The following is an 11,926-nucleotide window of genomic DNA, read 5'->3' as shown; positions in this document are numbered from 1 at the left end:
TGTGGGGGGGACAGCGTCGATTTGCCACCCCCGAATCGGATTATTTTAAGATTTTGCCTTAGCCTTTAGGCTTGGGCGGCGCTTTACGAGCTGGAGCGGCATTTCTTTCAATGTGTTCAATGATCATGCCCGCAATATCCTTGCCGGTGGCGTTCTCAATGCCCTGCAAACCAGGCGAAGAGTTAACCTCCATAATCACCGGACCGTGATTTGAGCGTAGCAAGTCGACACCGGCAACGCGCAGGCCCATGGCCTTGGCTGCACGAATCGCCGTTGAACGCTCTTCAGGAGTGATCCGGATCACGCTGGCGGAGCCTCCGCGGTGTAGGTTCGAGCGGAATTCACCATCCGCCGCCTGACGTTTCATCGAAGCCACGACTTTATCGCCGATCACTAAGCAGCGAATATCAGCGCCGCGTGCTTCCTTAATGTACTCCTGAACCATAATATTGGCTTTCATACCCATGAAGGCCTGAATCACTGATTCCGCCGCCTGGTTCGTTTCCGCTAACACCACGCCAATTCCCTGGGTGCCTTCAAGCAGCTTAATCACCAGCGGGGCGCCTTTGACCATGGTGATCAAGTCAGGAATATCGTCTGGAGAGTGCGCAAAGCCGGTAATCGGTAGCCCCAGCCCTTTGCGTGACAATAGCTGAAGTGAGCGTAGTTTGTCCCGCGAGCGAGTAATAGACACGTTATCGTTGATAACGTAGGTGCCCATCATCTCGAACTGGCGTAACAGCGCGCACCCATAAAAGGTCACCGACGCACCAATGCGGGGGATGACCGCATCAAAGTGCTCAATTTCTTGACCTTTATAGTGAATCGAAGGGTGGTGGGAAGTAATACTCATATAGCAGCGCAGCGTGTCCACCACACGAGCGGTATGCCCACGCTGCTCTGCAGCTTCAACCAGGCGGCGTGTAGAGTACAAATTACGGTTGCGCGATAGCAGAGCGATATGCATGTAGGAGACTCCGAGTCTAAATAAAGGCGGCTAATAAAAGGGGTTAAGGCTCACCGTGCAAAAATGCCGCACCGGGTGCAATTAGCAGGCGGCGCATGGCGCGGCGTCCTAATAGCATTGGGTGGCGCATATTGCTGCGGTCAGTCAGGGTCAGTTCAACCGGAAAATTCAAATCGCCCATTTGCATTGGGGTACGTATTACATAGCGCCACTCGCTATGTCCGTTTGAGCTGGTGACTCGGCGTCGATCATGTAAATGTAGATTGTAGCGATGGGCGGGTGTTGTTGGCCCAGCGCTGTGGGTAATAAAACTTACCCATAGTTGACCATGTTCATCTTCATGTGTCTCTATCTCTTCTGCATGCAGGGCGGAAGTACGCGCACCCGTGTCCGCTTTACAGCATAGGTGAAGCCCTAGCTCAGGTAGCGTCACCATTTCACGGCGTCCAATGACCGCCTTGGCCTGATAGGGTAATTCCTTCACGGCTCACTCCTTGCAATTAAAAATGACAACATCAAATCAAGCCTTTCTCTGCGACATCATCATGCTCAAACGGTGTTGAATAGAAGAACCTTCGGGCGCATCACGCATGGCCATCATGACCGGTAAGCGTAGCCGTGGGATGAGTGCAAGATCACGCACTACCGCGGCAAAATCAGTACGCTCATCTTCCGCCAAACGCTGTAGAAAAAGAGGTAAGCGCTCAGCGTCTTCAAGATACACCCAGCCACGCCCGGCAATGGCAGCCAGCACATCCGGCCCACAAACTGTGGTTTCTTTAAGTAAGGCGGAGTACCAATTACCCACCGCTGATGCATCCGTATTACCCACAGCGCGCAGACAAGCACACAACGTTTCAATGTCGCCCGCTTGTGCGGCGGCTTCGCCGCGACGTTGCAGCGCGACGACTAATGCCTGTGGCAATGGCTGGTGCTCTAAACAGTAGCACACGGAGTTAATAACGGCGGTAGGTAGGTCAGGCAGTCTCAGCGCTAACGTGTCAGCATCGGGCGACTCCATACGAACGACGTAATCGGCAATTCCCTGTAATCCTAATGCCTGCCAATCAATCGCCTGCTGGCCGCTCAAGTAATCCTCAACCGGCTCAAAATGCTGGCTGGCAGGTAGCCCTACGTCATAAGTTGCACGGGCATTGAGCATCGCTTGAAAGGTAATGCTGGGCGTAAAGGCGAGGGGATTATCCTTCATTAAGTGGTCCACGTCCGCTGTTTCTTCACGTCCCACCTGAGAAACAGCTCGACCTAATGTTTCCAGCAGACGATTTAAAAACGCATCACGCTGAGCTGGGGCAAGTATCCCCTGTTCATCGAGTGGCAGAGCTAAAAACCAAATGGCAGGTTCGGGCATATCCCCCAAACGGAATAGAATGGCTAAACGTGCTTGGCCTTGCCAAGGTTCTGGCCACGCCAGTTCGCCACGCTCAAAGGCGGCGAGGGACTCCCGTGGGCAGGCGACCACATGGCGGCCCATATGGTAAAGGGAAACCTCTGCGCCGCTGCGGGTAAAAAACTCATCAAGGGTTTGAATCGGTTGCATGACATCCTTCCGCGTTGCAAGCCTGCACTCTACCTTGATGATGGGTCACTGTCAGCCGCAGAGGCGGATAAATACCGACCAATGGGGATGCCTTACATGACAGTGTGGTTAAAAAGTAAACAACTGTGCGAAAGCCCCATGAGAGCAAGCGCTGCGACACCTTTCCATAGTTTATCCACAGGCTCGTGCAGGTTTTCTGTGAGTTTATGGATCACTCTTCACAAGTGGCCACGATTGGCAAGCAGCCAGCCAAATGGGGATAATGGTAATAAGATACGATTTTCATTTTACGAGGTAGTTACAAACGACGTTATGAGTACTTTTCAACCGCTACAGACAGCACTCCTAGAACTTGAAGCCGCGATGAAAGCCGCCGATCTATGGCGTATGCCGACACCTGACGCTGATGCATTCGCCAGCCAGCAGCCGTTTTGCATTGATACAATGTCGCTGCCTCAATGGGTGCGCTTTGTATTCATTGCTCGCTTAAACGCCTTGATTGAGGCCCGTGCCGCCATGCCAGCCAAGTGTGAGGTGGCCCCCGCTGTAGCCGCTTATTTACAGCAAGAGAAAACACCTGCCCATCATCAACTGCTTGTTGTACGCGCGGTAGAAAAAGTCGACCAGTTAGTTACTGAAAGCTGAACGGTATTTAAAGATTGAAGCGATTTAACAGACAAAGCCTGCCGCAAGGCAGGCTTTGTAAATTACATCTGTCATAACGCTTTTGAAGGCGGCTTAGAAGCGGTAGCTGAGGCCAGCCATTACCACTACTGGGTCGATCTCAACAGTGCCCGCCTCTGCGCCGCCCACTTTGGCATCGGAATCGATATCGATGTACCACGCCGCAGCATTTAACGCCCAATGTTCATCAATCAGCAGATCGACACCTACTTGACCCGCTGCGCCCCAGGAGTCGTCAAGCTCCAATGACGCGCCGATATCGGTTTTTTCGTCTGAAAAACGGGTGTAGTTAATACCTGCGCCTACATAAGGCTGAACACGGGCCTCGGTACCCCCTAACGGGTAGTACTGTAGTGTGAGGGTAGGTGGCAAGTGCTTGGTAGAGCCATCGGTCACGCCTTCCACCTGCAGGTCGTGTTTGAAGGGTAGTGCGGCCAGCAGCTCGACGCCCATCTTGTCATGGAAGCGATAGCCTAGCGTGAAGGCAAAATTCGTCTCCGCATCGACATTAACATCGGCGCCTAATATCTCACCGTTATTGCTTGTCGGGTCCACTTTCGCAACACCCACGCGGGTAAAAAAGTCACCCGCGCCATAGGCGAATACCTGGCTGCTGGTCATCAAAGCCGCAGCGGCAATACTGGAAACGAGTAGGGTGGAAAGGGCGGCTTTACGCATGAGTTGACTCCTAGTGGCATTGCTAAGCGACTATGGATAAGCCGCTTCATGATGTTTAAGAGTCTAATAAAGAGGTGGTCACTGGTTATTGATCTAGGGCAAGGGTTGGCTGCCTTAACGCCAGATTCGTTATTCAAAACATGAACGGCAGGCATAAAAAGGCCACCCGAAGGTGGCCCGTTCACATACAGCGCAGAGGGGCTGTAATGTAGCGACCTTCCTGTTGTCGATATATCTGACACGCAAAGGTCGCATGAACAACTTATTGGTTAGCGAGTGATGTGCTGATATTCACCCGCATCGGCCGTCATACTGCTCACTACCAGGATGGCAATAAAGGAAGCGATGAAGCCGGGAATGATCTCATACACGCCGGGACCTCCCATAAACTCACCGTTCCAGCCCAATGCAATCCAGATCATGACGGTAGCGGCACCCACTACCATGCCAGCGATAGCGCCAGCACCGTTCGTGCGTGACCACATCAGCGACAAGATAATCAGCGGACCAAACGCGGCACCAAAGCCTGCCCAGGCATTACTGACTAGCCCAAGCACCTGTGAATCCGGGTCTGACGCGATAACGGCCGCCACCAAGCCAACCAGTACGACACTGATCCGGCCTACGCCCACACACTCTTTATCGGTCGCTTCTTTACGAAAGAACAGGCGATAGAAGTCCTCAGTCAGTGATGAAGAGGCCACCAGCAGTTGGCTGGAAATGGTACTCATGACCGCCGCCAGCAGAGCAGCATAGAGGAAGCCAGTGATCAGCGGATGGAACAGCAGCTCGGCTAGGATAATAAAGATCGTTTCCGGATCTTCTACGTCCATGCCATTACGGACCGCGTAGGCACGGCCAAACACGCCCAGAGAGACTGCGCCAATCAGCGAGATGGCCATCCAGCTCATGCCGATATTGCGGGCAATAGGTACATCCTTCAGCGTTCGGATAGCCATGAAGCGCACGATGATATGTGGTTGGCCGAAATAACCCAGGCCCCAGGTAACGGCAGAGAGCCAGCCGATAAAGGTCAATCCTTCTGTCCATGAAAGTAGCGTGGGATCGACCTCATTGAGTGTCTGTGACGCTTGGGTGAAACCACCGCCACCTTCGCCAAACAGGACCACCGCCGGCATGATCACCAAGGCCAGCATCATGATGCAGCCTTGCACGAAGTCCGTCATGCTCACGGCCAGGAAACCGCCGACCACGGTATAGACCAGTACCACACCCAGCGTAATGATGATGCCCGTAGCGTAATCGCTCAGGCCACCAATGTTGATGACGCCAGCAAAGGCGCTTTCGAACAGCTTACCGCCTGCCACTAAGCCTGACGCCGTGTATACCGCGAAAAAGATAACGATGACGATGGCGGAGACCGTTCTCAGCGACATTGATCGAGTGGGGAACCGGTTGGCCAAGAAGGCTGGAATCGTAATCGCATTGCCATAGTGCACCGTCTGTTCACGCAAGCGCGGTGCCACCAGCACCCAGTTAAAGAAGGCACCCACGAACAGGCCGATACCGATCCAGGCTGAGCCCAAGCCGGATACGAACATCGCCCCAGGTAACCCCAGCAGCAACCACCCGCTCATGTCTGAAGCGCCAGCCGACAGGGCCGCCACCTTTGGGCTAAGGGTGCGGCCACCTAGCATGTAATCTTCAGAGGTGGATGTGGATTTGCGCATAGCATAAAGGCCGATGCCAATCATGAGCGCAAAGTAAGCAAAAAGGCTGATCCAAACGCCAATAGCCATAAAAAAGTCTCCTGTTTCTTAGTTATTAAGTCGGACGTAGCGCCGACAGGTTAGTGCGCTTACCGAGAAGAATGGGTTGTGGCGCAGTCTTGTTGTTGTTAATGGCTGTTATTCCCTTTTCCTGTTCACTTGACGTACCCCAGCAAATGTCAGGCTGGGGTGGGGTCGGAGAAATTTTCGGGCGTGATGAGCGGCTCACTCATCACCCAGCGCCAGTAGTGACGCGTTCCCGCCTAAGGCAGCGGTGTTATTAGTAATCGTTTTTTCAGTTACAAAGCGCTGCAGGTAGTGAAGACCGCCGGCTTTTGGCCCTGTGCCAGAAAGCCCTTGACCACCAAACGGTTGAACGCCCACCACAGCCCCAATAATATTACGGTTGATGTACACATTTCCTACGCGCATTTTCTGCGCTATTTCAGCGGCGAATGATTCGTTACGGCTATGTACGCCAAATGTCAGGCCGTAATTGCGGCCGTTAATGTCATTGATAACTTTATCAAGCTCGCTGGCTTTGTAACGCACGATATGCAGTATGGGCCCGAACTGCTCGCGCGTGAGTGAATCGATGCTATCAATCGTGAAGGCGACAGGCGCCACGAACGTGCCATCTTGAGTATGCTCAGCAGCCATCGGTGTTTCGGCGACCAGGCGATTTTCGGCTTTGAGTTTTTTGATGTGCTCCATTAAGCCTTTACGCGCCTCTTCATCGATTACCGGCCCCACATCAGTGCCTAAATCGCGAGGGTCGCCAATGCGCAGTTCATTCATCGCGCCTTTGAGGATTTCAATGACCCGGTCGGCAACATCGTCTTGTAGATACAGTACCCGCAGCGCCGAGCAGCGCTGCCCAGCGCTTTGAAAGGCCGACTGAATCACATCTACTACTACCTGTTCAGGCAGAGCAGTAGAATCGACAATCATGGCGTTCATGCCGCCGGTTTCCGCAATCAGAGTGGCCAGCGGGGCATTTTCTCGTGCCGCCAAAGCGCGGTTGATAATTTGTGCGGTGTCGGTGCCACCTGTGAAGACTACCCCGGTGATCCGCGGGTCGGAGGTCAGCACGCTACCTACTGTGGGGCCGTCACCGGGCAGTAGTTGGACGACATCACGGGGCATGCCCGCTTCGTGGAGCAGCTCAATAACACGATGCGCGACGATAGACGTCTGTTCCGCCGGTTTGGCCAGTACCGTGTTACCTGCTACCGCCGCTGCGACAATTTGGCCGCAGAAGATCGCGACAGGGAAGTTCCAGGGGCTGATGGCTGCGAATACGCCCTTGCCACCCATAAATAAACGATTGGATTCGCCAGTGGGGCCAGGGAGCTCGATAACTTGGCCGAAGTCCTCTTCAGCGCGCATGGCGTAGAAACGGCAGAAGTCGACGGCTTCTCTAATTTCATCGACGCCATCGGTAAGCAGTTTACCGCCTTCACGCGAGCACAATGCCATTAGCTCTGGCATATGCTCTTCCATCAAATCCCCCAAGCGACGGACAATAGCCGCCCGTTCGGCCACCGGCGTGGCGTCCCAACGAGGGAAAGCGTCCCAGGCAGCATCCAGCGCCTGGGTGGCCTGCTCTTTGCTCGTCCACTGAACGCTACCGACGGTTTTTTGGCGGTCGTATGGGCTGGTAACGCTATGTGTATTGGCGGCGTCGTCCGCGACATCAAAAGCGAGCAGCGGCTTCGTTGGGTATTGCTGATCCATAAACGCAGCCATCTTCTCCATGAGCGGATAGTAGTGGCTGCGTATATTCAGATTCACCCCACGTGAATTGCGCCGCTTGGGCCCGTAAATGTCTTTGGGTAACGGAATGTTCATATTGGCCAGGTGTTTCTGCTGGCGCAGAGTTTCAATCGGGTGCTGACACAGCCACTCGACCGGTACGTCAGGATCAACCAACTGGTGAACAAACGAGGAGTTGGCACCATTTTCAAGCAGGCGCCGCACTAAGTAGGGCAGCAGGTCTTTATGCGCACCCACCGGGGCGTAAATACGGCAGTAGGTACCTTTCGGGGCACGCTCAAGAGCAGCGTCATAAAGCGCTTCACCCATGCCATGCAGACGCTGAAACTCAAAAGGACGGCTATCGCGATTAGCAAATTCTAAAATAGTCGTCACAGTGTGGGCATTGTGGGTAGCAAACTGCGGAAAAATACGCCCATTGGTGTCGCTAGAGAGCAGGAACTGCGCGCAGGCGAGATAGGCTACATCGGTACCCGCTTTACGTGTAAATACCGGGTAGCCGTCGACCCCAAGCTGCTGGGACTCTTTAATTTCGGTATCCCAATAAGCGCCTTTGACCAAGCGCAGTGGAATCTCGTCGCCTTGCTGGTCGGCCAAACGGTTGATGTAGTGCAACACTGGCAGCGCGCGCTTGGAGTAGGCTTGAACCACTAAACCGAAGTGCCCCCAGCCCTTGGCGGCTTCACTTTCGTAAACCGCACGGAAGACTTCCAGAGAAATCTCCAGGCGATCGATCTCTTCAGCGTCAATAGTAACCGCAACATCCAGTGCACGCGCCTTGCTGACCAGCTTGATGACTGTGTCGACAAGCTCGGCAAGCACTTGCTCGCGGCGGCCAAACTCATAGCGTGGGTGAAGGGCTGAGAGCTTAATGGAGACCGACGGCGCCGGGGTTTTATCGCTTAACGTTTTGCAAGTCTTGCCGACTTGCTCAATGGCCCGTGCGTAGTCATCAAAATAGCGCTGTGCATCGTCACGGGTACGGGCGGCTTCGCCCAGCATGTCATAGGAGTAGGTATAGCCTTTATTGAACAGCGGCTTTGAGCGCTTCAGCGCTTCATTGATATCGCGACCCAGCACGAACTGTTTGCCCATAATCTTCATCGCTTCGTACATGGCGCGGCGGATCACCGGCTCACCCATACGATTAACCATGCGATTGATGAAGTTGGCGGGCTGCCCCTCTTTAGGGTGGTCTAGCTTGAGTACGCGCCCGGTCATTAACAGGCCCCAGGTAGAGGCGTTGACCATCCACGAGTCGCTCTTGCCCACGTGAGACTGCCAGTCGGCGGGGCCGAGCTTGTCTTCAATCAGGGCATCGGCGGTAGCTTTGTCGGGAATGCGCAGCATGGCTTCCGCTAGGCACATCAGCATCAAGCCTTCATGAGTATCCAGGCTGTACTGCTGTAGTAGCTCATCAATAGTATCGACGGCCGTGTCCATTTTTCGGACATCCTGAACCAATGCGGCTGTATTGGCTTCAATGCGGGCAAAGTCGTCGCGGTCAGCATCCAGCACCTTGATCAGTTCGCTGACATAGGCGCTTTCATCCACTAGATAGTGGTCGCTAACGCGCGCCATGAGAGTGTCGAGATCAGTTTGCCAGATGGCAGGGTCACGCATTTTCTTGGCATTGAGCATTGAAGCCCCCGAAAGTCTGAACAGAACGAATGGGTAACAGGGCGTTACGCCCAAGCTAGTCAGCGAATGTAGAGTGCGGCTAACTCAGGTGTATGCTGATTTCACGGTAAAACATGTCAATTCCGCGGCAAGCACAGTAACTTTACGACTTTAGTATAGTTTTTGCTGGCCAGCTAGCGGCCCTAACGCAGCGTTTGAGGCACTGAGCGCAATGGGTGACGCATCACCCTGGCGTAGTTTACGCGGCGACAAACCATAGCTACGCCGGAAAGCATGAGAAAGTGCGCTTTGGTTGGCAAAGCCGGTTTGAATGGCAATGTCGGTGAGCGGAAGTCGGCTTTGCAAAATCAGTTGGCGGGCCGCATTTAGCCGTTGCCGCTTGACGTATTGCCAGGGTGAAAGCCCGGTTTGGGCGCGGAAACAGTCGGAAAAATGTGCTTCGCTCAAACAAGCCAGCCGCGCTAGGTCGGCGACACGAAGCTCCTCAGCGAGGTGCTGGCGAATAAAATGATTAATTCGCGTCAAGTCCAGCCGACGTTGGTTTGAAGTGGTAGCAGAGCCCAATCTCGCTTTAAGGGAACCTAAAAGGGTGGCCGCTAAGCGGTCTTGCTGAAAGGAGTTGGTAGAGGTATCAAACCCTTGAGCAAGTTCGCTCTCCATAAAGGCTAAGTAGTGGCGCAGTGCGTTGTCTAAACCAAAGAAACGGGGGGCATCAAATAGCGCTACTAATTCGTGATTTTCACCTGTCAAAGCGGGCGCGTCCTCGGGCAGGTCGAGAATCAATTGTCGATTATGGCCATTGCCCGAATAGTAGTGCTCGTGATTGGCGGGCACGATACAGCCTGAAAAGGCATTGACGCGCCCACCCAACCCTTCAATTTCAAACTCTGACGAGCCACACATGGTGATGACTATTTGATGAAAATCATGAGCATGATGTTGCGTGGCGCTGGCTAGAGGTATTTGTCGAATGGTGCTCGGCATAGCAGGTCTCCTGGACCGCACCAGCTACTGCTGGCGGAGGGCTGTATGGGCGGACAAATGATCGCGAAGGGCCTTAAGTTCAGCCTGGCCCTCTTGATTGAGCAATGGTTTACCTTGGGCTACCATCCAGCGTCGGCCATGCTGCTCCATTAAATGCGCGGCACGGCGACGAATGCCATCCAAATACTCATTATGCCGAATAGGGTAGCCGATGATAGCGTTCCACTCGGTTTCGCTTACCTGGCTGTTGAGCGCTTTATCAAACAGCGCCAGTAAATCCTTAGGTTCAGTGCGGTAGCGCGGCGTGCTTGAGGTCATCAACACCAGCATTACCGCGCCAATCACCAGCAAGCACACCCCAAATACCAATAAATACAGCGCCATTCGCTGGGCTCCTAGGCGTCATCAGTTCACAAATTGTCGTTTAATTATACGCTTGACGCCGCCAAGGTCGAAAATTTTACTATTTTGCGAACTTTTTCAGCGCGGCGTGTCTGAGTATGTACAGACAACAGCGCGATAGCAGTCGCTAAAGTTGTTGTTCTGGCTCTTTGTTTTGATCCCTTGCTTCCGCTACTCCTTGAGTAGCGGTTTTTTTTGCCTGATGCTTGCCTGTTATATCGCCGCTTAAAGAAAGCGTAGCCAGCATAACGGCACGGCTAATGGCGGCGAATCATTAGCAGCGCAATTAGGATATCACGTCGTGTCACGATGCCTATTAACCGCTGTTGCTCCACGACCGGGTATACCTTGGGTTTCGCTGACCGCATTTCCTGTGCCAAGTCGGTAATGCTCTTATTCGGTGATACGCTGAGTACTTCGTGGCGCATCAACTCTTTAACGAGCGGCGCCTCATCATCGTGATAGATACTATCAAGCACACGGCCCAATACATCCTGCTCCGAAATAAAGCCGATTAAGCGGTCGGCGGCATCAACCACCGGTGCGCCTGGCAAGCGGTGCAGTGCCAGGCCCTTGGCTAATGTGGTGATGGATGCGTCGGGTGAAACACGGTAGCAATCGCGGGACATGATGTCGCGAACGATGTTGGGTGCTGCTCTACTCATCATGGACACTCCTCGATCATCGTATTCAGCGCTGTGACAATAATAAAGCTGTCGCAGGCAGTGCGTTGTGATTGTTCGTTGTTGTAGGCGCTAAGGGAGAATCAACTCTTTCACTGTAGGTGATTTGTTCATGGCGTGCGTCCTGCAAGCTATCTTTATTCAACGCTATAAGTACTGAATTTTCTGTGTTGTTAATTTTCTAATGGCATCACCTGACCGTTAATTAAGGCATCAAGGAGCCTTCCATGGATGCACGTGAATATTTAAACCGCAAAGGCGTGGGGAGTGAACGTGACCCGGATCGACCCAATACGTTAGAAGAGAAAGCCTGGGAACGGGCGAGGGGCTCTGGTCATCAACGGCCTAAATCGGGCACACCCCATGATTGGGAAGACTGGGAGCGCCATCACGATGACTTGGCTGAAGGGGCTGAAACCCTTGAGCAGAAAATCGATAAAGAAGCCCATCGTCTTGCCCAGGAGCGGGCGGCTCAGGCTGCTAAAGAGCCAGCTCCTGGCGCCGTAGAACACTTCACGCCACCGCCCAAGGCGGCGCTAGACGCGACCTCGGCTGCATCATCCAAAACGGCATCAGTAAGCCAGGCAGAACCAGCGACACCCGAGCCCGCCGCGTTGAAGTTCGCCTATTATGCCCTGGCGATGTGCCTGCCACCCCTCGCCATCGGCTTAACACAGGGCGGCCAAAAGCGAGTGATTATTGCGTTGGTGTTGACACTGGCGGGTTGGTTGCCCGGTGTGGTGTATGCGGCTTGGTGGTTGCAGCGGCGTTAACCAACGATTGTTATTACGTTTACGACTTGGCAGCTTCACCCATGTGCGTA

Annotated in this window: 11 protein-coding genes; 2 read left to right on the top strand and 9 right to left on the bottom strand. The window is 53.7% G+C overall.

The window, feature by feature from the left end; all coding sequences use genetic code 11:
- Positions 1 to 58: 58 nt before the first annotated feature.
- Genes rimK through CXF87_RS01920 form a run of 3 tightly spaced genes read right to left on the bottom strand, consistent with a single transcriptional unit; the run spans position 59 to position 2,525 of the window.
- Positions 59 to 967: a 30S ribosomal protein S6--L-glutamate ligase gene (gene rimK, locus CXF87_RS01930; protein WP_008957022.1), complete on the bottom strand. Its 909-nt coding sequence runs from the start codon at positions 965 to 967 to the stop codon at positions 59 to 61.
- Positions 968 to 1,010: 43 nt separating this feature from the next.
- On the bottom strand, positions 1,011 to 1,451 hold the full coding sequence (locus tag CXF87_RS01925; protein WP_008957021.1) for an ATP-dependent zinc protease family protein: 441 nt from the start codon (positions 1,449 to 1,451) through the stop codon (positions 1,011 to 1,013).
- Positions 1,452 to 1,487: 36 nt separating this feature from the next.
- Positions 1,488 to 2,525: a DUF3549 family protein gene (locus CXF87_RS01920; RefSeq protein WP_101145269.1), complete on the bottom strand. Its 1,038-nt coding sequence runs from the start codon at positions 2,523 to 2,525 to the stop codon at positions 1,488 to 1,490.
- A gap of 312 nt (positions 2,526 to 2,837) precedes the next feature.
- Here CXF87_RS01920 and CXF87_RS01915 point away from each other — a divergent pair, with 312 nt between their 5' ends.
- Complete coding sequence (locus CXF87_RS01915; RefSeq protein ID WP_008957019.1) at positions 2,838 to 3,170, top strand: YqcC family protein; 333 nt, start codon at positions 2,838 to 2,840, stop codon at positions 3,168 to 3,170.
- Between the two features lie 93 nt (positions 3,171 to 3,263).
- Here the strand turns inward: CXF87_RS01915 and CXF87_RS01910 are convergent, their stop codons facing one another.
- The 6 genes from CXF87_RS01910 to CXF87_RS01885 all read right to left on the bottom strand — a co-directional run bounded on the left by CXF87_RS01910 (position 3,264) and on the right by CXF87_RS01885 (position 11,085).
- Positions 3,264 to 3,887, bottom strand: coding sequence for an OmpW/AlkL family protein (locus CXF87_RS01910; protein WP_101145268.1), 624 nt, complete (start codon positions 3,885 to 3,887; stop codon positions 3,264 to 3,266).
- A gap of 269 nt (positions 3,888 to 4,156) precedes the next feature.
- Positions 4,157 to 5,647 (bottom strand): sodium/proline symporter PutP, encoded by a 1,491-nt coding sequence (gene putP, locus CXF87_RS01905; protein ID WP_008957017.1) that lies wholly within the window; start codon positions 5,645 to 5,647, stop codon positions 4,157 to 4,159.
- Between the two features lie 195 nt (positions 5,648 to 5,842).
- Complete coding sequence (putA, locus tag CXF87_RS01900; protein WP_101145267.1) at positions 5,843 to 9,034, bottom strand: bifunctional proline dehydrogenase/L-glutamate gamma-semialdehyde dehydrogenase PutA; 3,192 nt, start codon at positions 9,032 to 9,034, stop codon at positions 5,843 to 5,845.
- Positions 9,035 to 9,184: 150 nt separating this feature from the next.
- On the bottom strand, positions 9,185 to 10,018 hold the full coding sequence (locus CXF87_RS01895; protein ID WP_101145266.1) for an AraC family transcriptional regulator: 834 nt from the start codon (positions 10,016 to 10,018) through the stop codon (positions 9,185 to 9,187).
- Positions 10,019 to 10,042: 24 nt separating this feature from the next.
- On the bottom strand, positions 10,043 to 10,402 hold the full coding sequence (locus tag CXF87_RS01890; protein ID WP_008957014.1) for a hypothetical protein: 360 nt from the start codon (positions 10,400 to 10,402) through the stop codon (positions 10,043 to 10,045).
- 275 nt (positions 10,403 to 10,677) lie between these two features.
- Positions 10,678 to 11,085, bottom strand: coding sequence for a CBS domain-containing protein (locus CXF87_RS01885; protein WP_035557597.1), 408 nt, complete (start codon positions 11,083 to 11,085; stop codon positions 10,678 to 10,680).
- A 245-nt stretch (positions 11,086 to 11,330) separates the two neighbouring features.
- Here CXF87_RS01885 and CXF87_RS01880 point away from each other — a divergent pair, with 245 nt between their 5' ends.
- Complete coding sequence (locus CXF87_RS01880; protein ID WP_101145265.1) at positions 11,331 to 11,876, top strand: YqaE/Pmp3 family membrane protein; 546 nt, start codon at positions 11,331 to 11,333, stop codon at positions 11,874 to 11,876.
- Positions 11,877 to 11,926 lie beyond the last annotated feature (50 nt).

The organism is Halomonas sp. MES3-P3E, assembly GCF_002836035.1.
Taxonomy (GTDB): domain Bacteria; phylum Pseudomonadota; class Gammaproteobacteria; order Pseudomonadales; family Halomonadaceae; genus Vreelandella; species Vreelandella arctica.
Note: the sequence above shows the minus strand (reverse complement) of the source record. Positions and strands in the feature narration are given on the sequence as shown.